The sequence below is a fragment of the Streptomyces sp. NPDC055239 genome (genome assembly GCF_053606205.1).
Genome location: NZ_JBSGRD010000001.1, coordinates 1 through 22,078, shown reverse-complemented (window position 1 = coordinate 22,078; position 22,078 = coordinate 1). Strand labels below are relative to the sequence as shown.

The following is a 22,078-nucleotide window of genomic DNA, read 5'->3' as shown; positions in this document are numbered from 1 at the left end:
CTCCATCCGGCACAATCTCCCGCATGGAGATTGCCGAGCACATCGAAGTCCTCGAAGCCGAAGGCCAGTTGCTGGCCCGCGCCGCCGAAGCGTCCGGCACTGGCGCCAAGGTGCCGACCTGTCCCGACTGGACCGTCCGCGATCTGCTGCGGCACACGGGGGCGGTGCATGTGTGGGCCGCGGCGCTCGTCGCCGAAGGGCACACCTCGCCGCGGCCCGTGGGCGACCCGCCGGACCTGGACGGCGCCGCGTTGATCGACTGGTACCGGCGGGCGCACGGCGACCTGGTCGCCACGCTGCGTGCCGCGGCGCCCGACGTGCGGTGTTGGGCGTTCCTGCCCGCGCCGTCCCCGCTCGCCTTCTGGGCACGGCGGCAGGCGAACGAGACGGCGATCCACCGCGTGGACGCCGAGTCCGCGCGCGGTGGTGCGCCGTCCCCGGTCGGTACGGAGTTCGCGGCGGACGGGATCGACGAGCTGCTGCGGGGTTTTCACGCGCGCTCACGCAGCAGGGTGCGTACGCAGGAGCCGCGGGTGCTTCGCGTGCGGGCGACCGACGCGGACGCCGTGTGGACCGTACGCCTCTCGCAGGAGCCGGCCGCCACGGAGCGGGGCGACGACGGACCGGCCGACTGCGAGCTGTCGGGCCCCGCGGAGCACCTCTACCTCGCGCTGTGGAACCGCGGGCCGCTCCCGCACGTCACCGGCGACACCGCGCTGAGTGCGCTGTGGAGCGAGACGTCGGGCGTGTGAGTCGACCGGCTACGCGGAGGCGGTCCCCACCAGCATCCGCTCGAGGACCGCGCGCTGGAGCGGCCGCACCTGCGCGTGCAACCGGCGTCCCTTGTCGGTGAGTACGACCCGCACCCCGCGCCGGTCCTCGCTGCACATCGCGCGCTCCACGAGACCGTCCTTCTCGAGGCGGCCGATGAGACGGGACAGCGCGCTCTGGCTCAGATGGATTCGGCCCGCGATGTCCTGCACGCGGTAGCCGCAGTCGCCGTCGCCGTCGGCCGCGGCGCCCTCGGACAGTACGTCGAGCACTTCGAAGTCGCTCGCGCCGAGCCCGTGTTCACGCAGGGCGTTGTCGAGTTCACACAGGGTGCGCGCGTGCACCGCGAGAATGTCGCGCCATTGGTCCACGAGCCCTTGCTCGGCCTTCTTCGCCGCCATGACATCGCACGGTAGCAGAGAATGCCCCGTTCATTGCGTCGGCATTAAATGCACGCGCATTCAATGTATGTGCATGCGTCGCCGGTCGGCTCGTCAGCCCAGCCAGCCGGGGCGCACCAAGCCCGACTCGTAGGCAAGGACGACCAGCTGGGCGCGGTCGCGGGCGCCCAGCTTCACCATGGTGCGGCTGACGTGCGTCTTCGCGGTCAGCGGGCTGACGAACAGACGGCGGGCGATCTCCTCGTTCGACAGGCCGATGCCGACGAGTGCCATCACCTCCCGCTCCCGTTCGGTCAGTTCGCTCAGCGTCTCGGCGTCCGCGGGCTCCTTGGAGCGGGCCGCGAACTCGGCGATGAGGCGGCGCGTCACGCCGGGCGAGAGCAGCGCGTCGCCGTCGACGACCGCGCGGACGGCGCGCAGCAGTTCCTCGGGCTCGGTGTCCTTGACGAGGAAGCCCGACGCCCCGGAACGGATCGCCTCGAAGACGTACTCGTCCAGCTCGAAGGTGGTCAGCATGACCACCTTGACGTCACCGAGGTCCGGCTCCTCGGTGATCCTGCGGGTCGCGGCGAGCCCGTCGAGCAGCGGCATGCGGATGTCCATCAGGACGACGTCGGGGCGCAGTTCGCGCACCAGGCGCACCGCCTCCTCGCCGTCCGCCGCCTCCCCCGCGACCTCGATGTCCCGCTGGGCGCCGAGCAGCGCCTTGAAACCGGCCCTCACCAACGACTGGTCGTCGGCGAGCAGTACGCGGATCACTGGTCCTCCTGAAGTGCCGTGCGGGTGGGCAGTACCGCGGTGACCCTGAATCCCCCGTCCGGGCGCGAGCCCGCCTCGATCGTGCCATTCAGGGCGGCGGCGCGCTCACGCATCCCGGCGAGACCGTTCCCGCTGCCGCCCGCGTCCGCGCCGGTGGCGGGGCCGTCGTCGTCCACGCGCAGGGTGAGCTCCGCGCCCTCGTACCGCACGAGCACGCGCGCGTGGCGCGATCCGGAGTGCCGTACGACGTTGGTCAGGGCCTCCTGGACGATGCGGAAGGCGGCGAGATCCACGCCGGGCGCCAGCTTCCTGCACCTCCCCCGGGTGTCGACGTCGACGGTGAGTCCCGTACCGGCGGCCTGCTGCACGAGCTCGGGCAGCCGGTCGAGCCCGGGAGCGGGGGCGCGGGGCGCGTCACCGGGCGTACGCAGAGTGTCGAGCACCTGGCGGACCTCCCCCAGCGCCTCCTTGCTCGCGGCCTTGATGGTGGTCAGTGCCGTACGGGCCTGCTCGGGGTCGGAGTCGAGCAGCGCGAGGCCGACGCCCGCCTGGACGTTGATCACGGAGATGCTGTGCGCGAGGACGTCGTGCAGCTCGCGCGCCATGCGCAGGCGCTCCTCGTCGGCCCGCCGCTTGGCGGCCTGCGCGCGCTCCGCGCTCTCCTTCAGCCACTGCTCACGCTTTACGCGAGCCAGTTCGGACACGGCGATGATGGCGACGACCCAGACGGCGACGATGATCTCCTCGCCCCAGGTCCTCGGCGCGTCGCCGTCCGGCGGCAGCCACCGGTAGAGCCAGTGCGCGACCAGCAGATGCCCCGCCCACAGCATCGCGACGGCGCCCCACGCCGCGCGCCGGTACCCCGCGACGACCGCGGCGAAGCAGCCGACGGCGACGGTGAGCAGGACCGGGCCGTACGCGTACCCGGCGCCGAGATAGACCAGCGCGGTCCCCGCCGTGAAGTACGCGACCGTGAGCGGGAAGCGGTGGCGCAGCAGGAGCGAGGCCGTGCCCGCGAGCAGAAGCAGTCGGCCCGGGATGTCCAGGTCAACGCGGTCGAGCTGGCCATGGGCCGCGTACTTCGAGCCGATCTGCACGAACACGGTGATCGCGAGGGTCGTCAGCCAGGGCAGCCTCCGTACGTCCCCCGCTTCCCCCACGGCGGACCGCCGGTTCCACCAGGGCGGCCCGTGCCGCCACATCGGCGGTCCGCCCCAGGGCAGGGACGGACCGCCGCGCCCGTGTTCGCGCTGCTCGTCCATGGCGGCAACGCTAGACCGCGCGGTGGGCGGCGGGCGTCAGCCGGACGTGGCGATCACGCGTACTCCCGCTGGAGTACCTCGGGAGCGTCACCGTGCTCCGTGCCTTCGTGGCCTTCGTGACCTTCGTGCAGACCGAAGCGGCGGTGCGGCCGGCGCAGCGGACCGGGCGCCCACCAGTTGGCGCGGCCCGCGAGCCGCATGGCGACGGGCAGCAGGACTACACGGATGAGGGTGGCGTCCACGAGGATCGTCAGGGCGGTGCCGACGCCGAGTTCCTTGAGGAAGACGACGCCCCCGGTCGCGTACGTGAGGAACGAGAGCGCGAGGGTCCCGGCCGCCGTGGTGATCAGCGGAGCGCTCCGCCGGATCCCGGTGGCCACCGCCGCTTCCGTGTCGCCCACCCGCTCGTACTCCTCCTTGATCCGGGCCAGCATGAACACCTCGTAGTCCATCGACAGGCCGTAGGCGACGCAGAACATCAGCACCGGGATGCTCAGCTCGATGGACCCGGTGTGCGTGAAGCCGAGGGCCTGCCGTGCTCTGCGGGCGCTCCACGCGGTGGCCCCAGCGGGCGAGCGCGGCGGGCCGCCGAAGCAGCGCGCGGTTCTCGCGGTACTGCTCCTCCAGGAGGGGCGGCCCCTCTCGTACGAGGGTCTCGTCGACGCGGTGTGGGGCGACGAACCCCCGGTTCATGTACGCAACCTCGTGCAGAAGTACGTCTCCGGGGTGCGGCGCGCATTCGCGTCGGCGGACACGGCGGTGCTGGCGGGGCCTGTGGGGACAGCGGGCGCGGCGGGGCCGGCACTCACGTGGACCGGCAGCGGATATCGGCTCTCCGGCGCCGCGGCCGACGACCTGCGGGAGCGGCGGCAGTTGGTCGACGCGGCCCTCGCGGCGCGTGACGCGGGGAAGTTGCGGCACGCGGGCGAACTCATCGACCGGGCCGAGGCGTTGTGGCGCGGCGAGTTCGCGGAGGGGCTCAACGCGCCTTATCTGGCGGCGGAACGGCTCCGGTGGCGCGAGAAGCGGCTCACCGTCCTGGAGGCCAGGATCGCCGGGGAGATCGAACTCGGCCGCTCCTTCGAGTACGTCCACGAACTCATCAGGCTCGTCGCCGCGCACCCCCTGCGCGAGCGCCCGGTCGAGCTTCTGATGAACGCCCTTTACCGCACCGGCCGTTCCTCGGACGTTCTGCTCGCCTTCGAGGACGCCCGGCACCGGATCGCCGACGCCATGGGCGCGGATCCGGGCCCCGCGCTGCGGCCCCTGCACGAGCGGATACTGCGCCAGGACCCGGAACTCCTCACGACGGCGCGGACGCCCGCTCCGGTGTCGGCGGCGTGAGCGGGCGGGCTACTTCTGCTCCAATAGTCCGACGCCGTGGGCCAGTTGCGTGGCCGCGTACGAGAAGAACGCCGAACGATCCTCGACGACGCGGTTGAACTGCCCGAACACCTCGAAGCCCACGAGCCCGAACAACTGGGCCCACGCCGCGACCATCGCCATGACCACCGCGGGCGGCAGATCGGGCGCGAGATCCGCGGCCATCCGCTCGGCCTCGGCACGAAGCTTGCCCGGCAGCGGCTGCACGGCGACACCACGCCCCTGGTGGGCGTCGCGCACGATCCCGATGAGCAGCTGCCCGACGCGACCCGCGGATTCGATCGTGGAGTCGGGCGCGCTGTAGCCCGGGACGGGCGAGCCGTAGATGAGGGCGTACTCGTGGGGATGCGCGAGCGCCCAGGACCGTACGGCCTCGCACGCGACCGTCCAGCGCCGCACGGGATCGGCGGACGACGCGACCTCGGCGTGGGCGTCCTCGGCGGCGGCGCCGAGGGAGTCGTAGGCGTCGATGATGAGCGCGGTCAGGAGTTCGTCGCGGCTGGGGAAGTAGCGGTAGAGGGCGGAGGACACCATGCCGAGCTCGCGGGCCACGGCGCGCAGGGAGAGCTTGGCGGCGCCGTCGGCCGCCAGCTGCTTGCGCGCCTCGTCCTTGATGGCGGCGGTGACTTCGACTCGGGCGCGGGCCCTGGCTCCGCTGGTAGCGCTGTTCATGCAGGCAGTGTGCCATGAGATCGGAGCAGTGCGCCGAAACGAGAGCGGTGCACTGGAAGGAGAGCGGTGCGCCGAGGGGAGAGCGATGCGCCAGACAGAGATCGGCGAACACTTTCGAGAGCGCTGCTCTTGCAATGGAGCACCGCTCTCGTGCACACTGCTCTTAAGCGAGAGCAGTGCTCTCGGAAACTCTCCCGACATCGGCGGTCACCATGTCTGCGTCCTCCTCCACCTCCATCCCCACCTCCACGCCCGCCTCCACCCCGTACTACCTCAAGGGCAGCCGTCTCAACGTGCGGTTCAACAGCATGGTCGGCTGGCTGGCGCGGCGCGGCGTCAGCCTGATGGGGTCGGCCGAGCTCTCCGTACGCGGACGCAAGAGCGGCCAGATGCAGCGGGTTCCGGTCAACCCGTTCACGTACCAAGGCGGCCAGTACCTGATCTCGGCCCGTGGGCACTCTCAGTGGGTGCGCAACATGCGCGTGGCGGGCGGTGGCGAGCTGCGCGTCGGCCGGAAGGTCCACGCCTTCACGGTCGAGGAGGTCCCGGACGCCGAGAAGCTGCCGGTGCTGCGCGGCTACCTGAAGAAGTGGGGCTGGGAGGTCGACCAGTACTTCCAGGGCGTCACAGCCAAGTCCACGGACGCGGAGATCGAGGCGGCCGCGAGCGACCACCCCGTCTTCCGCGTCACCCTCACGAAGTGAGGCCGTCGCTGAGCGAGGCCACCACGGAGTGGGGCCGCCGGCCGCCGCGGGCAGACGACCACCGGACCTACCGGACCTACCGGTCCATCGTGTTCAGCGCCCGTCCCGCCAGCGGATGGTTCCGCACCAGCTCGCCGAGCGTCGTCGAGCCACGGGTGATCCTCGCGAACGCGTTCCACGCGGGCCTGATCCCGGTGATCGCCGCGTGCAGCATGCCCGGACGGCGCTCGAAGGCCTTGAGCATGCGCCGTCCGACGCTCATCTCGACGCCGAGTCCCGCCTTGATGGCGAAGGCGTAGTTCAGGGCCTGGCGGCGGGCGTCGACCGCGTCGTGCGCCTCGCCGATCCGCACCGCCCACTCCCCCGCGAGCCGCCCCGAGCGCAGCGCGAAGGAGATGCCTTCGCGGGTCCACGGCTCTAGGAGACCCGCCGCGTCACCGCACACCACGACCCGGCCGCGCGAGAGCGGCGAGTCGTCGCTGCGGCAGCGCGTCAGATGACCGGAGGAGATGCTCGGCTCGAAGCCCGCGAGCCCGAGGCGGGCGATGAAGTCCTCCAAGTACCGCTTGGTGGCCGAGCCTTCGCCGCGCGCGGAGATGACACCGACCGTGAGGGTGTCGCCCTTGGGGAACACCCATCCGTAACTGCCCGGCATCGGGCCCCAGTCGATGAGCACGCGGCCCGCCCAGTCCTCGGCGACGCTCTGCGGCACCGGGATCTCGGCCTCCAGACCGAGGTCCACCTGGTCCAGCTTCACACCGACATGTGCCCCTATGCGGCTCGCACTGCCGTCGGCTCCGACGACCGCGCGGGCGAGCACCGTCTCGCCGCCCTGAAGGACCACGGCGACCGTCCGCCGGTCGGGCACCGCGGAGCCGTGCTGCTCCACGCGCGCGACGGTGACGCCGGTGCGCACCTCGGCGCCCGCCTTCTGTGCGTGCTCGACCAGTTGCTGGTCGAACTCGGGGCGGTTGATGAGCCCGAAGAGCATCTGCTTCGAGCGGCGGGTGCGGGCGAACTTGCCGTCCAGGGAGAACGTCACCGCGTGCACCCGGTCCCTGAAGGGCAGTTCGAACCCGGGCGGGAGCGCGTCGCGCGAGGGGCCGATGATGCCGCCGCCACACGTCTTGTACCGGGGCAGTTCGGCTTTCTCCAGGACGAGGACGCTGCGTCCCGCGACGGCTGCCGCATACGCCGCCGACGCCCCTGCGGGCCCTGCTCCCACCACGACGACGTCCCACACGTACTGCGCGTCATCCGCCGGTACGTACTGCGCGTCGTCCGCTGAGTTCTCGCTGCTCACGTTGGTCTACCGCTCCCGATCCAGCTGTTGGCCGCGCTTTCCAAGGCATCCTACGGCGGGCACCTCCGGCACCCTCCTGTGGGAGGATCACAACACCCACATACGTATAACGTCGCACCTACGAGGAGCGTGCCCATGTCGCCGAATCCGATCGCCGAGACCGTCGCCTCACTCATGCCGAAGGCGAAGGCGGAGCTCACTGAACTGGTGGCCTTCAAGTCGGTGGCGGACTTCGACCAGTTCCCCAAGAGCGAGAGCGCCGCCGCCGCGAACTGGGTGGCGGACGCGCTGCGCGCCGAGGGGTTCCAGGACGTGGCCCTGCTCGACACCCCGGACGGCACACAGTCGGTCTACGGCCTCCTTCCGGGCCCCGAGGGCGCCCCCACCGTGCTGCTCTACGCGCACTACGACGTGCAGCCGCCGCTCGACGAGGCGGCGTGGACCACCCCGCCGTTCGAGCTGACGGAGCGCGAAGGACGCTGGTACGGACGCGGGAGCGCCGACTGCAAGGGCGGGGTCCTCATGCACCTGCTCGCGCTGCGCGCCCTGAAGGCGAACGGCGGTGTCCCGGTGAGCGTCAAGGTGATCGCCGAGGGCTCCGAGGAGCAGGGCACGGGCGGCCTCGAGCGGTACGCCGAGGAGCACCCGGGCCTTCTGACGGCCGACACGATCGTCATCGGCGACGCGGGCAACTTCCGGGTGGGCCTTCCGACGGTCACCGCGACGCTGCGCGGCATGACTCTCCTTCGCGTGCGCGTCGACACCCTTGAGGGCAACCTGCACTCCGGACAGTTCGGCGGCGCGGCGCCGGACGCGCTCGCCGCGCTGGTGCGGGTGCTCGACTCGCTGCGCGCGGATGACGGCTCGACCACGGTCGACGGGCTCACGGGCGACGAGGTCTGGGACGGGCTTCAGTACGAAGAGGCCGACTTCCGCAAGGACGCCAAGGTCCTCGACGGTGTCCAGTTGATCGGCAAGGGCACGGTCGCCGACCGCATCTGGGCGCGCCCGGCGGTCACGGTGCTCGGCATCGACTGCCCGCCGGTGGTCGGCGCGACGCCGTCCGTGCAGGCGGGCGCGCGGGCGCTGGTCAGCCTCCGGGTGCCGCCGGGCGTGGACGCGGCCGAGGCCACCAAGCTCCTTCAGGCGCACCTGGAGGCGCACACCCCGTGGGGCGCGCAGGTGACCACCGAGCAGATCGGGCAGGGCCAGCCGTTCCGCGCGGACACCACGAGCCCGGCGTACGCGGCCATGGCGGAGGCGATGGGTGAGGCGTACCCGGGCGAGGAGATGCAGTACGCGGGACAGGGCGGCTCGATCCCGCTGTGCAACACCCTCGCCGCGCTCTACCCCCGGGCGGAGATCCTGCTGATCGGCCTGAGCGAGCCGGAGGCCCAGATCCACGCGGTCGACGAAAGCGTGTCGCCCCAGGAGTTGGAGCGGCTCTCGGTCGCGGAGGCGCTGTTCCTCCAGAAGTACGCGGCGAGCTGAGCCACCGGGCGGGGTCCCCGCTGATTCCCGTGGTCACTGGTTGCCGACGGGGATCCCGGCCTCCAGGTACAGGGCGACCCCGCGCTCCCGCGCGCGCAGCGCCCAGCGAAGGCGCTCGTAGCGTACGGAGGGCAGCAGCCCGGCCGCCTCCTCCTCGGTGACGAAGCGGCAGTCGCGGAGTTCGGGGCCCGGCAGCAGCATCTGCCGGGCCGCACCGCTGTCGAGCCTCCCGCCGTCGAAGAGGAACCGCATCCCTCCGTAGCCGGGCGGCACGGGCGGCTCCCAGTCGACGACAAGGAGCCGGGGGGCGTCGGCGAGTTGGATGCCGGTCTCCTCGGCCACCTCGCGCATGCCCGCGCGCGCGGGCGCCTCACCCGGTTCGACGACGCCGCCGGGGAACTCCCAGCCGGCCTTGTACGTCGGGTCGACGAGCAGCACCCGGCCCCGCTCGTCGAAGAGCAGGACCCCCGCCGCGAGCGTCTCCGCGGTGGGCTGCGGGGTCTGCACGATGTCGCAGACGGACGCGGCCCCGGTGCGTACGGCGTCGGCGATGCGCTCGGCGGTCTCGCAGGGGGTCAGCGCGCCGGTGTCGATGCGGTGGGCGTCGGTGCCGAGCCAGCCCGCGAGCGCGGCGCGGTACGGCTCGATGTGGTCGAACGACCACTGCCGTACGCGCATCTCTCCGTCCGGGAGATCGGGGACCGGGCGTTCGGATATTCGTTCCCGCAGGATCGTTTCATCCTGGGTCAGGACGACGTGGCGTACGGCGATTCTGCACGAGGCGAGGCCGCCGAAGATCTCGTCGCGGTAGTCCTGCCGCAGCAGGGTCATGGGCACCACCAGTACGCCACCGACCTCGGCGAGCAGGGCCGCCGCGGTGTCCACGACGAGCCGCCGCCAGATCGGCAGATCCTGGAAGTCGCTCACCTCGGCGAGGCGTTTGGGCGGCAGCAGGTGCGGCAGTCCACCGCCGATGACCTCGGGGTCGAAGAGCGTGCTGTTCGGGATCAGCTCGATCAGTTCCTGTGCGGCGCTGGTCTTGCCCGCACCGAACGCGCCGTTGATCCAGACGATCACGGTTCCCCCTCTTCCGTCGGCCTTCTGTGGCTTGCCCGGAACACCATGCTGCGGAAACCAGCCCCTGATGAGGCCGTCAAAGGCCGGATCGCAAGACGCCATCCAATGTCAAGCGGTTCGCTTTCACTTCACCCCATCGGGTGGCAGTCGCCGCGCATGAATCGTTCCCTCACTCCAGGGCACGCTCTCCACCGCTAGCGTGATCCGCCAGGCGCCCCAGCCCCTGGTGACCTCATGAATCCGGCTCTCCCGATGCACCCCGATGCCGCGTGGATCCGGCCGAACGTCGCCACTGGGGGGACACGTGCAACTCGATGCCCTGAACGAATTCGCCTTCGAGGACTCCGACCAGCAGCCCCACGTGTACGACCACCACGGCGCGGTCGTCATCGAACTGCGCGGTGAGGTCGACCTGCTGGCCTACCAGCGGATGGCACCGCTCATCGACCCCATCACCGGTGGCACCGCGCCTACCGTGGTCATCGACCTGACGCGGACCACGTTCTTCGACTGCTCCGGAATCGCCATGCTGGCCCGCGCGCACCGCCGCACGACGGCACGTGGCGCCCGCCTGTCCGTGGTCTGCACCCACCGCCTGACGCTCCGCATCCTGCGTCTCACCGGCCTCACTCCCACTCTGTTACCGGTTCCCACCCTGGCGAAAGCGCTGGAGGAGGAGTGAGCCCGCGGCAGGGTCACCACGGGCTCTCCGGAGTGCTGCAGGGTCCAGGCAGCTTCATGAGAGTGCCCCGCACATTCCACTGTCGGGAGTGTGCGCACCGCGTGCATATATGCACTCCGTTCGCACCCCGTGTGAACTCGCCTCCCCACGCGCCTCCCCACTCGGCTCCCCACACGCCTCACCGTCGCCGCGCCGCGGACCGGTCGGCGCGGGCACGGTGGGGCCACCTGGTTCTGGTGTAGGCGTGGAAGTGGTCGCCGGCATGGTCTTGCTCGAGGGTGCAGTGAAGGACGTCACCAGGCCTCTCGTCCCAGCACAGGCCGGGAATGTCACGCACGTACTTCGGGGCTTTCACGCGGAGCGCTCCGTCTGCCGGGGATTGTCGGTGGCCACGCTCCGACGATCTCAATCCCGCCGTCCGGTGCGGGATATGACAGCCCATGACACGGAGCGGGTCATGCGGACGGACGCCATCACGCCCACTCGTCACACCGGTCAGGACTGGCCGCCGCCCGTCACGTAGTTGCTGAGTTCGTTCAGGCGTCGGCCGAGTTCGGCGACGGCCATCGACGCGGCGAGCGGATTGCCGCTCAGATCGTCGGCGAGCGCGTTGCGGGTCGCGTCGACGGCGCGCCGCCTGCCGTACCAGTCGGTCGTACCGCGGTTCATCCCGTCGGCCTGGGCCTGCACCGCCGGCGTGAGGCGGGCGAGTTCGGTCCGCAGCTGTTCGTTCAGCTTGGCGAGGCGCTCGCGAGGAGGCAGCTTCCGGCAGACTCCCAGCGACTCGTCGATGAGGGCGGTCAGTTCCTCGCCGCTGATGTGGCGGTGCTCCGTAGGCTGGTACATGTCGACGCTCCGGGGATTTTGCATGCCGGTCAGCACTCTCTGGCCCGACAGGTGAAATAGGAGTGATGGGTGAGATGGGCACACTCGTCTCGCCAGGTGGAGCAAGTCGACTTGGCGTTCGATCATGAGCTGAGAACCGATATCTGCCCAGGTCGCGGCAGGTGTACGCGGCCACGGTGGAACGGATTGCCGACGGCTCGTACCCGCCCTGCGAGCGGCCGCCGTCGGTGGTGGATGTGTGCGGTGGATTCGGGATCTCCAGATGACGGCGCGGCGTGTTCTGAAGGAACTTCGCTCCGAAGGGCTCGCGGAGATGCAGCCGCGTCGGACTTTCGCGCCCGAGGTGCCGCAGCCGTGATCGCGTGATCGTCATATGCCGTTCTCGCCGCATCCTCGGCCGCACCGAACGCGGCACCTAGACTGAACGACATGCCTCCCACTCCACCCTCGCCTGGTACCGCACGCTCTGCGGCCGTGGTGAACGACGAGATCAGGGAGCTCCTCGTCCAGACGGGCGGCTGGCTGTACGGGCAGACGCGGGCCCGGTATCAGGGACTCGTCGCCGAGTGGACGACCGTCTCGCAGGCGGAGTCGACGCCTGCGGAGATCGTGGAGGCGGCGTAACTACCGCTCGCGGCTGTCGAGCCCTTGGGGCCCTTCCTCCGTGCCCTTGTGGGGTGTTCGCCGTTTCTGTTTCGGGGCCGGCCACATGCTTCTCACAGCGGCTTGGGTCGAGCAGCAGGGGACCGTGGAGGTTTCGCCCGGCGTCCTTGGCCTGTTCGACTGCTTGGGTGCTGCAGAGTACGGCCCCGTCGATGACGTCGTACTCTCCTGGCCGCAGCCACCGTGCGCGTGTGCAGGATCGCGATATGCCCACTTCAAAGAGTGCAAGCACCGGCCAGGGGCGGCAAGAGGGCGTATGCGAGGAGAAGTTGCCGGGGGCACCGTGCCGCGTCAGGGGGTGGGCCGCATGTACTCCTGCGTCCATTCCTCGAAGCTGGTGAGTGGGATGCCGAGGTCTTTCGCGTACTGCGGGCGGCCCGGCTGTCCAGCCACGTTCAGCCACTCGTGGGAGGCGCCCATCGCCGGCATTCCGGCTGCGACGGCCTCCTCCTCGGTCATGTCCGGCGCGGACAGTTGCGTACCCAGAGCGCGGGAGAGGGTCTCGGCGATCTCCTTCATCGACAGGTAGTCGCTCGCCAACTCCAGCTCGATCCCGTCCAGTCGCTCCGGCGCGGTGATGGCTGCGGCGGCGGCCCTGCCGATGTCGTCCACCGCGACCAGGGACAGCCGGGTCTCGGGTTTCAGGACGCTCACCAGGCCGCCCTCGATGCCGCGCGGGAACAGGAACGCCATGGACGGGAGGAAGTTCTCCATGAAGAAGGCCGGCTTGAGGAGCGTCCAGTGGGGGAAGCCGGCCGCGCGGACCCGGTCCTGGATCGCGCTCTTGGCGCCCAGGGTCGGTTCCATCGGAGCCCAGCGGCCTTCGGCCCAGCCGGGAGTTTCGGTGTGCTGGCCGGCACCGGAGACGGACGTGTGCACGAACTGTGGCACTCCGGCGGCCTTCGCGCCCTCGATGAGGTTGACGCCCTGGGCCACCTCCCCTTCGAAATCGAAGCCTTCCGCGGTGATGCCGGGCATCTGCACGGAGAAGACGGCGCGGGCGCCCTCGGCGGCCCGGATCACGGAATCGCGGTCGTGGAGATCGCCGGTGATCAGTTCGGCGCCGAGTTCCTCGATGGCCTTGGCCCGGTCGGTGGCCGGGTCACGCACCAGGGCGCGGACCGGAACGCCTGCCGCGAGCAGCGCGCGGGCGGTGGCCCCGCCCTGCCTGCCGGTAGCGCCGGTGACCAGGACGGGTGCGGTTGTGGCTGTGGACATGGCTGTGGACATGGGGCTCCTCGGGAGGTAACCGTTTATTAAACGGCGGGGCCCGCCGCTTACGTTCCGGTACGATACGGCGGGGTCCGCCGTTTAGCAATCCTGGAGGTCACGTCATGTCCGAGCAGCACCAGCGTGCGGACGCCCGGCGCAACTACGCCCGCATCCTCGCCGTGGCCGAGGAGGAGGTCGCTACCCACGGTGGCAACGCCTCCCTGGAACAGATCGCCCGCACCGCGGGGGTCGGCTCGGCGACCGTGCGCCGACACTTCCCCACACGCCGCGCGCTGTTGGAGGCGGTCTCCCAGAAACGGATCGAGGCTCTGTGCGTCCGCGCCCACGACCTGACCGACAACGGCGACAGCCGGAACGCGCTCCTGGAATGGCTGAGTGACGTCGTCGCCTACTCCGTCTCCGCCAGGGGGCTTGCGGCCGCGCTGGCCTACGACGGCCCGATACACGAGAACAGCTGCTCGGCGGCGCTGGAAGAGGCCGCAGCCCCTTTGTTGCGCCGCGCCGTGCAGGACGGCGCGGCACCGAAGGGCGTCACTGTCGCCGAGCTGATCACACTGATCGTCGGCATCGTCCTGGCCACGGAGCACTATCCCGACCCCGCGGCCCAGGCGGACAGGCTGTTCCGGCTGGCCGTGGCGGGACTGAGTCCACAGAGCTGAACAAGGCACACATCGGGAGTCCGGCATCCGGCATCGGACATAGGGCACCCGGCAGAACCGAGTTCGAAGCGGCTCCGGTCCGCACGAGGGCCACGACGTGGAGTGCGTTCACGGCCGATTGACTCTGCCGCTATGTCACGATGAAGAGAGGCAGACGACAAAAGGGGCAGGAGTGGACGACCCGAACGCCGACTACTGGACGGTCGCGGACATCACCGACGGCCGGCGGTGGCGCCCGTGATGCCGCTCGCCCTGTATCTCCCCGGAGCGGGCACCCTTCCGCGCTGGCTGCAGATCGCGGTCGGCGTCCTGGTCATCGGCTCGATGGCCGCCCGCATCTGGTTGTTCCTCCGCCGCCGGAAGTGACCGCCCTGTCCGATGACGGGCGAGCTGTCGCCGATCACAGCATGGAGTCGGCGTACGGCCACATCACGTGCCTCTGCGCATAGTTCACCCGGGCGGGTCTACTTGCTCGCCCCCCCCGCGCGACGAGGCGGGTGGCCGTCCAGCCCTTGTGCGCGCCAGCGTTGATGAATTCGGCGCGTCCTTGCGCCGGCCGCGTGCAGGGCCGGAAGGGTGACCGCTCCGGCTCCGGCGGCCGCACCACGTAGGACATTCCGCCGGGACATCCGATGTCCTGACATGCTTTGAGGCGTGGCAGGACCCATGAACGATGACTGCGCCATGCCCCCTCCTCGGGGGTGCAACCGAACACAAACGAACGCAAGGATGGGATATAGCTCTCAACTGCCCACACCGTCAAGGGTTTTGGCGCCAAGTGCTCGAACCGCTACGGCCCCTCTTCCAACAGAGTCCAACACGGCCTACCGTAAGCGCGCGCCTCTGACACGTACATGCAGTCCCCCAACTCTGCGAGTACGGAGGAATGTAACGATGCGTCACCTCTCACCCCTCACAACGCGTCGAAGAGTCATCGGGTCGCTGGCTGCCGCACTGCTGTGTGCCGCAGGGCTCGCCGCACCGGCGGCGGCACGTGACACGGGCGGCACGAGCCAGACGGACGGCGTGAGCGGGACGACCCCCGGTGCGAAGCTCCCCGGTGGCCTCGCCCTCACCCCGCCCATGGGCTTCAACAACTGGAACTCGACCCACTGCAGAGCCGAGTTCGACGAGGCGATGGTCAAGGGGATCGCGGACCTCTTCGTCGAGAAGGGCCTCAAGGACGCCGGCTATCAGTACGTCAATCTCGACGACTGCTGGGCACTGCCCGAGCGGGACGCGAACGGCAAGCTGGTGCCCGACCCCAAGCGATTCCCCAACGGCATCAAGGCAGTTGCCGACTATGTGCACGGCAAGGGGCTGAAGCTCGGCATCTACACCAGCGCCGGGACGAAGACCTGTAGCGACATCGGTTTCCCCGGCGCGCTCGGCCATGAGGGCAGCGACGCACAACAGTTCGCGGACTGGGGCGTCGACTACCTCAAGTACGACAACTGCAACAACCAAGGCGTCGACGCCAAGAAGCGGTACATCGCGATGCGCGACGCGCTCAGGGCCACCGGGCGCCCCATCGTCTACAGCCTCTGCGAGTGGGGCGAGAACAAACCCTGGGAGTGGGCGTCCGACGTAGGGCACCTGTGGCGCACCACCGGCGACATCAGCGACAACTGGAGCTCGATGCTCTCGATCATGAAGCAGAACCTGCCGCTCGACGAGCACGCGGGCCCGGGCCGCTGGAACGACCCGGACATGCTCGAGGTCGGCAACGGCGGCATGACGGACACCGAGTACCGCACGCACTTCTCGATGTGGTCGATCATGGCCTCGCCGCTGCTCATCGGCTCCGACCTGCGCAAGGCCACGCCCGAGACCTTCGAGATCATCGGCAACAAGGAAGTCATCGCCGTCGACCAGGACCCCCTGGGCAAACAGGGCAAGGTCCTTTCGTCGGACGGCGGCCGCTGGGTCGTCGCCAAGGAGATGAAGGACGGCAGCCGGACGGTCGCGCTCTTCAACGAGACGGGCACCGCCCGGTCGATCGCCACATCGGCGAAGGACGTCGGGCTCCCGGACGCCGACGGCTACACCCTGCGGGACCTGTGGCAGCACAAGAGCTACAACACGGCGGGAAGGATCTCGGCGACCGTCCCGGCGCACGGCACCGTGCTGCTGCGCGTCGCGGCGGACGACAAATGGGCCAAGAACTCGCCTGCCGTCGAACTCGGCCTGGGAGGCGACGCGTTGGTGGAGCCGGGCAAGTCCGAGGAGCTGACGTCGAAGGTCACCAACCTCGGCCGCACCTCCGCGCAGACGGTGTCCGCCACCTTCACGGGGCCCTCCGGATGGCGGATCCGGGCGACCTCGCCCTCGACCGTGAACTCCCTGCGTACGGGCAAGTCGTTGAGTACGTCGTGGTCGGTGACCGCACCTCAGGGCGCGGCTCCGGGAGCGTACGACCTGACGCTTCTGACCACCTACCGCTCCCCCGGCGGCACCCGCGCCGAGAACGTGCTGCCGCTGACGGCCCATGTCGTCGTGGCGCCACCCCCGGGCGACTCGGCCGTGAGCGACCTGCCGTGGATGTCGGCGGTCAACGGCTGGGGCCCCGTCGAGAAGGACACCAGCAACGGCGAGAGCGCCGCGGGTGACGGCAATCCGATCACCATCGGCGGGGTGGTACACGCCAAGGGGCTCGGGGTGCACGCCGACAGCGCCGTCGAGTACTACACCGGCGGATCCTGCGAGAAGCTCGCCGCGCGGGTGGGCGTCGACGACGAGAAGGACCCCAAGGGAACGGTCACCTTCGAGATCTGGGCCGACGGCGAGAAGGCCGCGTCGACCGGCGTCCTCACCAACGCCGATGCCGCGCAGAGCCTTTCGGCCGACGTGACCGGCGCCCAGGTCGTACGCCTCGTCGTCACGGACGGCGGCGACGGCGGGGACTCCGACCACGCGGACTGGGCTGAGCCGGTACTCAGCTGCTGACCTGAGCTGCGGGGAACGTCAACTGCGGTCCGGGCGAGAGCAGTTCAGCCCGGACCGCAGTTGACAGTCACCTTCCCGCAGCCGCCTCCCCGTAGTCGCCTTCCCGCAGTCGCCTCCCCGCAGCCACTTCCCCGGAAGGAGGAACGACCGGAATCCGTCAACTCCCCACAACAGGACGCAAGTCCGCCGCACTCGCCTCCTGGCTGAGCGCCGCCGCCGCTGCCCCCACCAACCCCGCGTCCGTCCCCATCAAGGCCGGGCCCACGGTCAGATGACGTACGAACGAAAGCGTGGCGTACTCCCGCAGGGACCGGCGCAGCGGATCGAAGAGCACGTTCCCCGCCTTCGCCACCCCGCCCCCGATCACGGCGATGTCGATCTCGACGAGCGTCGCCGTGGCGGCGATCCCCGCGGCGAGCGCCTTGGCCGCCCGCTCGAAGGAGGCGACGGCGACCGGGTCCCCGGCGCGTGCGGCGAGGGCCACCGCTGCGGCGGACGTATCGCCGTCGGGCCCCGGACGCCAGCCGCCCTCCACCGCGCGCCGCGCGATGTTCGGCCCGCTCGCTATGCGCTCCACGCAGCCGCGCGCGCCGCACGGGCAGGGATCGCCGTCCAGGTCGACGCTGATGTGCCCGATGTGCCCCGCGTTCCCGGTGGGGCCCGGGTGCAGCTTGCCCCCGAGGATCAGTCCGCCGCCGACTCCCGTGGAAACCACCATGCACAGCGCGTTGTCGTGCCCGCGGGCCGCGCCCTGCCAGTGCTCGGCCGCCGTCATCGCGACGCCGTCCCCGACGAGCTCGACCGGCAGTCCTCCGGTGGCCGCGCGCACCCGCTCGACCAGCGGGTAGCCGCGCCAGCCAGGGACGTTGACGGGGCTGACCGTCCCCGCCGACGCGTCGACGGGGCCCGCGCTGCCGATGCCGACCGCACGCGCCCTGCCCCACAGCGGGGAACGCGTGAGCTCGCCGATGACCTCCTCGACCGCCCGCATCACGGTGTCGCCGTCCTCGCGCGCGGGCGTGGGCCGCTGGGCGCGCAGCAGGATCCGGCCGCGGCCGTCCACCAGGGCGCCGGCGATCTTGGTGCCGCCGATGTCGAGTGCGGCGACGAGGTCCGTGTGCATCAGTGTCAGATCTCCAGGTGAAAGGGCAGGCCACCCTTTTTGTGAAGGGGCAGGCCGGAGAATGCGATGGACAGTCTCTCTCGCATCTGACAACGTTGTCCAGGTTCTATGCTCGACGCCACATCACTTACGCACCACTTTCAGCTCACCATCGTCGACGACAGGACAGCGCACCGTGGCCGAGACCACCAGCCGACGACCCGAACCCCGCTACGGCAACCGTCCGACCATGAAGGACGTCGCGGCCCGCGCCGGAGTCGGCCTCAAGACGGTCTCCCGCGTGGTGAACGGCGAGCCGGGCGTCACCCCGGACACCGAACGCCGCGTCCAGGAGGCCATCGACGCCCTGGGCTTCCGCCGCAACGACAGCGCGCGCGTCCTGCGCAAGGGCCGCACGGCCAGTATCGGCCTCGTGCTCGAAGACCTCGCCGACCCCTTCTACGGGCCGCTCAGCCGCGCAGTGGAGGAAGTGGCCCGCGCGCACGGCGCGCTCCTCATCAACGGTTCGAGTGCCGAAGACCCGGACCGCGAGCAGGAGTTGGTGCTCGCGCTGTGCGCACGCAGGGTCGACGGTCTTGTCGTCATCCCGGCCGGTGACGACCACCGCTATCTGGAGCCGGAGATCGCCGCCGGTGTCGCCACGGTCTTCGTCGACCGTCCCCCGGGGAAGATCGACGCCGATGTCGTGCTCTCCGACAGCTTCGGCGGCGCGCGTGACGGCGTCGCCCATCTGATCGCCCACGGCCACCGCCGTATCGGCTTCATCGGCGACCAGCCGCGCATCCACACCGCCATAGAGCGCCTGCGCGGCTACCGCGCGGCCATGGAGGACGCCGGCATCCCCGTCGAGGACGGGTGGATGTCCCTGGGCCTCACCGCCCCGGACCGCGTCGACCAGGCCACCAAGACGATGCTGGGCGGCCCGGACCCCGTCACGGCGATCTTCGCGGGCAACAACCGTGTGACGGTGACGGTCGTCCGTGTCCTCGCCGGGCTCGACCGCCCCGTGGCCCTCGTCGGCTTCGACGACATCGAGCTCGCGGACCTGCTCCAGCCGGGCGTGACCGTCGTGGCGCAGGACGCCGCACAGCTGGGCAGGACCGCGGCGGAGCGCCTGTTCCGTCAGCTCGACGGCGCCTCCGACGCCCCGGAGCGCATCGAACTCCCGACGCGCCTCATCAAGCGCGGCTCCGGCGAACTGCCGCCCGCGGGCTGACGCTTGGCGGCGCGTCGGGAGTGGTGCCCGTTACTTGGCGGAGGGCGTGAGGTCGCCGCGGCGCGGGCCAGAGAAGCTCTGCAGGCGAGCCAGCGTCAGGCCGGTGAGCCGGGTGACCTCGCCCGCGTCGAGGGCGCCGCAGTCCAGGCCGCGAAGCAGGTATCCGGCGAGTGCCTTGGCCGACGCCGGCTCGTCCGCCACGTCGCCGCCCTCGCGGTGGGCGGCGTACGCGGACAGGCGCGCGGCGGCCTGCTCGAAGCCCTCGCGGTAGAACGCGAACACGGCGGCGTAGCGGGTGGGGATGTGGCCGGGGTGCATGTCCCAGCCCTGGTAGTAGGCGCGGGCCAGGGCGCGGCGCGTGAGGCCGAAGTGCAGCCGCCAGGCGTCGTGGACCTTCTCGGTGGTCCCGATGGGCAGGATGTTGGTGGAGCCGTCCGACACCCGTACGCCGGTGCCCGCCGCCGCGACCTGCATGATCGCCTTGGCGTGGTCGGCGGCCGGGTGGTCGCTCGTCTGGTAGGCGGCGCTGACACCGAGGCAGGCGCTGTAGTCGAAGGTGCCGTAGTGAAGGCCTGTGGCGCGGCCCTCGGCGGCGCCGATCATGCGGGCCACGGTGGCGGTGCCGTCGGCGGCGAGGATGGACTGGCTGGTCTCGATCTGGATCTCGAAGCCGATCCGCCCCGCCTCCAGGCCACGCGCCTTCTCGAACTCCTCCAAGAGCCGCACCATCGCGGTGACCTGCTCGGGGTAGGTCACCTTGGGCAGCGTCAGGACGAGGCCGTCCGGCAGGCCGCCCGCCTCCATGAGGCCGGACAGGAAGATGTCGAGGGTGCGGATGGCGCGGTCGCGCACCGCCTCCTCCATGCACTTCATACGGATGCCCATGTACGGGGCCGCCGTGCCGTTCTTGTAGGCATCGGCGACGAGGCGGGCCGCGCGGGCGGCGTCCTGGTCCTCGTCAGCGCCCTTGTAGCCGTCCTCGAAGTCGATGCGCAGGTCCTCGATCGGCTCGCGCTCCAGCTTGGCGCGCACGCGGTCGTAGACGGGCACCGCAAGGTCGTCGGCGAGGCCGAGGACGGCCGCGAAGGACGCGGCGTCCGGGGCGTGCTCGTCGAGGGCCTTCAGCGCCTGGTCGCCCCACGTACGGATGGTGTCGGCGCCGAAGAGCTCACCGGGTACGTACACGGTGTGGACCGGCTGGCGGGTGCCCGGGTCGCCGGGGTAGCGGCGCGCGAGCTCCGCGTCCACCGGGGCGAGGGAAGCGCTGATGCCCTCGCCGACCGCGCCCGCGAGACTCGTTGCCACCTTCTCTTGCTGACCCATTCCTGCACCCTCCACACGCTCGGGACCACACACTCAGGACTACTCCGAATTACTCAGAGTTTCCGCTTCACGGAATCAACAATCCGTATGGCGAAGTTATCCGTCGACCTTCCCGCTGGTCAACACCCTCTCGTCTGCCGGACCCCGTCCGTTCACCCCTGTCTCAGATCCTGCTTCCGCACTCGCGTTCCCGCACCTCATCCTGACCGTCATCCCTTGAAGGAGATCGCGTGCCGAACGACACCCGAGTAACGCGCCGCCTCGGCCTGCAGACCGCGCTCGCCGCGGTGGCAGTGCCCTTGTTCACCACAGCGCTGGCCGCGTCGCCCGCCCGCGCGGTGGAACGGGCGGGGCGCCGCCTGGAGGTCATGTCGTTCAACCTCCGCTACGCGGGCACCACGCCGCCCAACACCTGGGCCGACCGCCGCCCGGTGACCCGGGAACTGCTCCGCCGCGCGCGCCCTCATGTCATCGGCACCCAGGAAGGCCTCTACCACCAGGTACGGGACATCGCCGAGGACCTGGGCCCGCACTACGACTGGATCGGCACCGGCCGCGCGGGCGGCAGCCGCGACGAGTTCATGACCGTCTTCTACGACACCCGCAGACTCGCGCCGGTCGAGTACGACCACTTCTGGCTCTCCGAGACGCCGGACGTCATCGGATCGAACACCTGGGGCGGCGGCTCCATCCGCATGGTCACCCGGGTCCGCTTCCACGACCTGCGCACGGACACCGAGTTCTACGTCCTCAATACCCACCTCGACAACGCCAGTCAGTACGCACGCACGCGCGCCGCGAGTCTGATCTGCGAACGGATCGCCGCCCTCGACCCGTCCCTGCCGCTCCTGGTCACGGGTGACTTCAACGTCGCGGCCCACAAGAACCAGGTCTACGACACGATGCTGGGCGCCGGTCTCGTCGACACGTGGGACGCGGCGGCCGAGCGCAGCAAGGCGTACGCCACCTTCCACGGCTACAAGCCGCTGGTGCCGGACGGCGACCGGATCGACTGGATCCTGGCGACGCCCGAGGTGCGGGTCCACTCGGCGGCCATCAACACGTTCGCGCTGGGCGGGCAGTTCCCGAGCGACCATCTGCCGGTGCAGGCGAGTCTGACCCTGTGACGCGGCGAGGCCCTCACCCCGTGCTGCGCGGGTGAGGGCCTCGTACGGTCCGATGCTCGGTCCGATCGGGGTCAGCCCTTGCGGGTGTTGACCTCTTCGGTGAGGGCGGGGACGACGTCGAAGAGGTCGCCGACGACGCCGTAGTCGACCAGCTCGAAGATCGGGGCCTCGGCGTCCTTGTTGATGGCCACGATGGTCTTGGAGGTCTGCATGCCCGCCCGGTGCTGGATCGCGCCGGAGATGCCCGAGGCGATGTACAGCTGCGGCGAGACACTCTTGCCGGTCTGGCCGACCTGGTTGGAGTGCGGGTACCAGCCCGCGTCCACCGCGGCCCGCGAGGCACCCACGGCCGCCCCCAGGGAGTCGGCGAGGGACTCGATGAGGTGGAAGTTCTCCGCCCCGTTCACGCCCCGGCCGCCGGAGACCACGATGGCCGC

General features: G+C 70.5%; 24 protein-coding genes. 11 read left to right on the top strand and 13 right to left on the bottom strand.

Annotated elements, in window-relative coordinates; genetic code table 11:
* The first annotated feature begins 23 nt into the window (after positions 1 to 23).
* Positions 24 to 752: a maleylpyruvate isomerase family mycothiol-dependent enzyme gene (locus ACWFRJ_RS00120; RefSeq protein WP_453523286.1), complete on the top strand. Its 729-nt coding sequence runs from the start codon at positions 24 to 26 to the stop codon at positions 750 to 752.
* A 9-nt stretch (positions 753 to 761) separates the two neighbouring features.
* Here the strand turns inward: ACWFRJ_RS00120 and ACWFRJ_RS00115 are convergent, their stop codons facing one another.
* From ACWFRJ_RS00115 to ACWFRJ_RS00100, 4 genes are all read right to left on the bottom strand, one after another.
* Positions 762 to 1,172: a MarR family winged helix-turn-helix transcriptional regulator gene (locus ACWFRJ_RS00115; RefSeq protein ID WP_453523284.1), complete on the bottom strand. Its 411-nt coding sequence runs from the start codon at positions 1,170 to 1,172 to the stop codon at positions 762 to 764.
* A gap of 93 nt (positions 1,173 to 1,265) precedes the next feature.
* Positions 1,266 to 1,931, bottom strand: a complete 666-nt coding sequence (locus tag ACWFRJ_RS00110; RefSeq protein WP_453523282.1) for a response regulator — start codon at positions 1,929 to 1,931, stop codon at positions 1,266 to 1,268.
* Positions 1,928 to 3,193: a sensor histidine kinase gene (locus ACWFRJ_RS00105; RefSeq protein WP_453523280.1), complete on the bottom strand. Its 1,266-nt coding sequence runs from the start codon at positions 3,191 to 3,193 to the stop codon at positions 1,928 to 1,930. The genes ACWFRJ_RS00110 and ACWFRJ_RS00105 overlap by 4 nt, the downstream gene beginning before the upstream one ends.
* Before the next feature lie 53 nt (positions 3,194 to 3,246).
* Positions 3,247 to 3,672, bottom strand: a complete 426-nt coding sequence (locus ACWFRJ_RS00100) for an MMPL family transporter (RefSeq protein ID WP_453523278.1) — start codon at positions 3,670 to 3,672, stop codon at positions 3,247 to 3,249.
* 10 nt (positions 3,673 to 3,682) lie between these two features.
* Between ACWFRJ_RS00100 and ACWFRJ_RS00095 the strand changes: the two genes are divergently transcribed.
* Complete coding sequence (locus ACWFRJ_RS00095; protein ID WP_453523276.1) at positions 3,683 to 4,537, top strand: AfsR/SARP family transcriptional regulator; 855 nt, start codon at positions 3,683 to 3,685, stop codon at positions 4,535 to 4,537.
* 9 nt (positions 4,538 to 4,546) lie between these two features.
* Here the strand turns inward: ACWFRJ_RS00095 and ACWFRJ_RS00090 are convergent, their stop codons facing one another.
* On the bottom strand, positions 4,547 to 5,248 hold the full coding sequence (locus tag ACWFRJ_RS00090; protein ID WP_453523274.1) for a TetR/AcrR family transcriptional regulator: 702 nt from the start codon (positions 5,246 to 5,248) through the stop codon (positions 4,547 to 4,549).
* A gap of 212 nt (positions 5,249 to 5,460) precedes the next feature.
* Between ACWFRJ_RS00090 and ACWFRJ_RS00085 the strand changes: the two genes are divergently transcribed.
* Entirely contained in the window at positions 5,461 to 5,952 is a 492-nt protein-coding gene (locus tag ACWFRJ_RS00085; protein ID WP_453523272.1) for a nitroreductase family deazaflavin-dependent oxidoreductase, read from the top strand.
* Between the two features lie 76 nt (positions 5,953 to 6,028).
* Here ACWFRJ_RS00085 and ACWFRJ_RS00080 read toward each other — a convergent pair whose 3' ends face one another.
* Positions 6,029 to 7,255, bottom strand: coding sequence for a geranylgeranyl reductase family protein (locus ACWFRJ_RS00080; protein WP_453523270.1), 1,227 nt, complete (start codon positions 7,253 to 7,255; stop codon positions 6,029 to 6,031).
* A 135-nt stretch (positions 7,256 to 7,390) separates the two neighbouring features.
* Here ACWFRJ_RS00080 and ACWFRJ_RS00075 point away from each other — a divergent pair, with 135 nt between their 5' ends.
* Positions 7,391 to 8,746 (top strand): M20/M25/M40 family metallo-hydrolase, encoded by a 1,356-nt coding sequence (locus ACWFRJ_RS00075; protein WP_453523268.1) that lies wholly within the window; start codon positions 7,391 to 7,393, stop codon positions 8,744 to 8,746.
* A 33-nt stretch (positions 8,747 to 8,779) separates the two neighbouring features.
* Here ACWFRJ_RS00075 and ACWFRJ_RS00070 read toward each other — a convergent pair whose 3' ends face one another.
* A complete protein-coding gene (locus ACWFRJ_RS00070; protein WP_453523266.1) occupies positions 8,780 to 9,823 on the bottom strand; it encodes an NUDIX hydrolase in 1,044 nt (347 codons plus the stop codon).
* Between the two features lie 304 nt (positions 9,824 to 10,127).
* Here ACWFRJ_RS00070 and ACWFRJ_RS00065 point away from each other — a divergent pair, with 304 nt between their 5' ends.
* Complete coding sequence (locus ACWFRJ_RS00065; protein ID WP_453523265.1) at positions 10,128 to 10,505, top strand: STAS domain-containing protein; 378 nt, start codon at positions 10,128 to 10,130, stop codon at positions 10,503 to 10,505.
* A gap of 495 nt (positions 10,506 to 11,000) precedes the next feature.
* On the opposite strand, the gene ACWFRJ_RS00060 is transcribed toward ACWFRJ_RS00065, so the two are convergent.
* The gene (locus tag ACWFRJ_RS00060; RefSeq protein ID WP_453523263.1) at positions 11,001 to 11,351 is read right to left on the bottom strand and encodes a DUF6415 family natural product biosynthesis protein; all 351 of its coding nucleotides are present in this window, start codon (positions 11,349 to 11,351) and stop codon (positions 11,001 to 11,003) included.
* Positions 11,352 to 11,780: 429 nt separating this feature from the next.
* On the opposite strand from ACWFRJ_RS00060, the gene ACWFRJ_RS00055 reads away from it, so the two are divergent.
* Entirely contained in the window at positions 11,781 to 11,975 is a 195-nt protein-coding gene (locus ACWFRJ_RS00055) for a hypothetical protein (protein ID WP_453523261.1), read from the top strand.
* Between the two features lie 330 nt (positions 11,976 to 12,305).
* Here the strand turns inward: ACWFRJ_RS00055 and ACWFRJ_RS00050 are convergent, their stop codons facing one another.
* Positions 12,306 to 13,232: an NmrA/HSCARG family protein gene (locus tag ACWFRJ_RS00050; protein ID WP_453523259.1), complete on the bottom strand. Its 927-nt coding sequence runs from the start codon at positions 13,230 to 13,232 to the stop codon at positions 12,306 to 12,308.
* A 116-nt stretch (positions 13,233 to 13,348) separates the two neighbouring features.
* On the opposite strand from ACWFRJ_RS00050, the gene ACWFRJ_RS00045 reads away from it, so the two are divergent.
* Both ACWFRJ_RS00045 and ACWFRJ_RS00040 read left to right on the top strand, forming a co-directional pair.
* Positions 13,349 to 13,906: a TetR/AcrR family transcriptional regulator gene (locus tag ACWFRJ_RS00045; RefSeq protein WP_453523257.1), complete on the top strand. Its 558-nt coding sequence runs from the start codon at positions 13,349 to 13,351 to the stop codon at positions 13,904 to 13,906.
* 240 nt (positions 13,907 to 14,146) lie between these two features.
* Positions 14,147 to 14,272, top strand: a complete 126-nt coding sequence (locus ACWFRJ_RS00040) for a hypothetical protein (RefSeq protein WP_453523255.1) — start codon at positions 14,147 to 14,149, stop codon at positions 14,270 to 14,272.
* 98 nt (positions 14,273 to 14,370) lie between these two features.
* Here the strand turns inward: ACWFRJ_RS00040 and ACWFRJ_RS00035 are convergent, their stop codons facing one another.
* Positions 14,371 to 14,535: a twin-arginine translocation signal domain-containing protein gene (locus tag ACWFRJ_RS00035; protein ID WP_453523254.1), complete on the bottom strand. Its 165-nt coding sequence runs from the start codon at positions 14,533 to 14,535 to the stop codon at positions 14,371 to 14,373.
* A 265-nt stretch (positions 14,536 to 14,800) separates the two neighbouring features.
* Between ACWFRJ_RS00035 and ACWFRJ_RS00030 the strand changes: the two genes are divergently transcribed.
* Positions 14,801 to 16,852 carry an NPCBM/NEW2 domain-containing protein gene (locus ACWFRJ_RS00030; protein WP_453523252.1) on the top strand — a complete coding sequence of 684 codons (2,052 nt, stop codon included), beginning with the start codon at positions 14,801 to 14,803 and terminating at the stop codon, positions 16,850 to 16,852.
* 157 nt (positions 16,853 to 17,009) lie between these two features.
* Here the strand turns inward: ACWFRJ_RS00030 and ACWFRJ_RS00025 are convergent, their stop codons facing one another.
* On the bottom strand, positions 17,010 to 17,975 hold the full coding sequence (locus tag ACWFRJ_RS00025; protein WP_453523250.1) for an ROK family protein: 966 nt from the start codon (positions 17,973 to 17,975) through the stop codon (positions 17,010 to 17,012).
* Between the two features lie 229 nt (positions 17,976 to 18,204).
* On the opposite strand from ACWFRJ_RS00025, the gene ACWFRJ_RS00020 reads away from it, so the two are divergent.
* Positions 18,205 to 19,191 (top strand): LacI family DNA-binding transcriptional regulator, encoded by a 987-nt coding sequence (locus tag ACWFRJ_RS00020; RefSeq protein ID WP_453525015.1) that lies wholly within the window; start codon positions 18,205 to 18,207, stop codon positions 19,189 to 19,191.
* A gap of 30 nt (positions 19,192 to 19,221) precedes the next feature.
* On the opposite strand, the gene ACWFRJ_RS00015 is transcribed toward ACWFRJ_RS00020, so the two are convergent.
* A complete protein-coding gene (locus ACWFRJ_RS00015; protein ID WP_453523248.1) occupies positions 19,222 to 20,514 on the bottom strand; it encodes a DUF6986 family protein in 1,293 nt (430 codons plus the stop codon).
* A 230-nt stretch (positions 20,515 to 20,744) separates the two neighbouring features.
* Here ACWFRJ_RS00015 and ACWFRJ_RS00010 point away from each other — a divergent pair, with 230 nt between their 5' ends.
* A complete protein-coding gene (locus ACWFRJ_RS00010; RefSeq protein WP_453523246.1) occupies positions 20,745 to 21,641 on the top strand; it encodes an endonuclease/exonuclease/phosphatase family protein in 897 nt (298 codons plus the stop codon).
* Between the two features lie 71 nt (positions 21,642 to 21,712).
* Here the strand turns inward: ACWFRJ_RS00010 and ACWFRJ_RS00005 are convergent.
* Positions 21,713 to 22,078, bottom strand: a 366-nt coding sequence (locus ACWFRJ_RS00005; protein WP_453523244.1) for an electron transfer flavoprotein subunit alpha/FixB family protein, incomplete at its 5' end; no start/stop codon positions are given.

Coding starts and splice junctions, on each gene's coding strand:
- ACWFRJ_RS00105 (WP_453523280.1), bottom strand. CDS start 3,193: ATGGACGAGCAGCGCGAACACGGGCGCGGCGGTCCGTCCCTGCCCTGG.
- ACWFRJ_RS00095 (WP_453523276.1), top strand. CDS start 3,683: ATGCTCAGCTCGATGGACCCGGTGTGCGTGAAGCCGAGGGCCTGCCGT.
- ACWFRJ_RS00060 (WP_453523263.1), bottom strand. CDS start 11,351: ATGTACCAGCCTACGGAGCACCGCCACATCAGCGGCGAGGAACTGACC.
- ACWFRJ_RS00045 (WP_453523257.1), top strand. CDS start 13,349: ATGTCCGAGCAGCACCAGCGTGCGGACGCCCGGCGCAACTACGCCCGC.
- ACWFRJ_RS00120 (WP_453523286.1), top strand. CDS start 24: ATGGAGATTGCCGAGCACATCGAAGTCCTCGAAGCCGAAGGCCAGTTG.
- ACWFRJ_RS00115 (WP_453523284.1), bottom strand. CDS start 1,172: ATGGCGGCGAAGAAGGCCGAGCAAGGGCTCGTGGACCAATGGCGCGAC.
- ACWFRJ_RS00020 (WP_453525015.1), top strand. CDS start 18,205: ATGAAGGACGTCGCGGCCCGCGCCGGAGTCGGCCTCAAGACGGTCTCC.
- ACWFRJ_RS00015 (WP_453523248.1), bottom strand. CDS start 20,514: ATGGGTCAGCAAGAGAAGGTGGCAACGAGTCTCGCGGGCGCGGTCGGC.
- ACWFRJ_RS00025 (WP_453523250.1), bottom strand. CDS start 17,975: ATGCACACGGACCTCGTCGCCGCACTCGACATCGGCGGCACCAAGATC.
- ACWFRJ_RS00030 (WP_453523252.1), top strand. CDS start 14,801: ATGCGTCACCTCTCACCCCTCACAACGCGTCGAAGAGTCATCGGGTCG.
- ACWFRJ_RS00055 (WP_453523261.1), top strand. CDS start 11,781: ATGCCTCCCACTCCACCCTCGCCTGGTACCGCACGCTCTGCGGCCGTG.
- ACWFRJ_RS00050 (WP_453523259.1), bottom strand. CDS start 13,232: ATGTCCACAGCCACAACCGCACCCGTCCTGGTCACCGGCGCTACCGGC.
- ACWFRJ_RS00085 (WP_453523272.1), top strand. CDS start 5,461: ATGTCTGCGTCCTCCTCCACCTCCATCCCCACCTCCACGCCCGCCTCC.
- ACWFRJ_RS00075 (WP_453523268.1), top strand. CDS start 7,391: ATGTCGCCGAATCCGATCGCCGAGACCGTCGCCTCACTCATGCCGAAG.
- ACWFRJ_RS00100 (WP_453523278.1), bottom strand. CDS start 3,672: ATGTTCTGCGTCGCCTACGGCCTGTCGATGGACTACGAGGTGTTCATG.
- ACWFRJ_RS00090 (WP_453523274.1), bottom strand. CDS start 5,248: ATGAACAGCGCTACCAGCGGAGCCAGGGCCCGCGCCCGAGTCGAAGTC.
- ACWFRJ_RS00040 (WP_453523255.1), top strand. CDS start 14,147: ATGCCGCTCGCCCTGTATCTCCCCGGAGCGGGCACCCTTCCGCGCTGG.
- ACWFRJ_RS00035 (WP_453523254.1), bottom strand. CDS start 14,535: ATGTCCCGGCGGAATGTCCTACGTGGTGCGGCCGCCGGAGCCGGAGCG.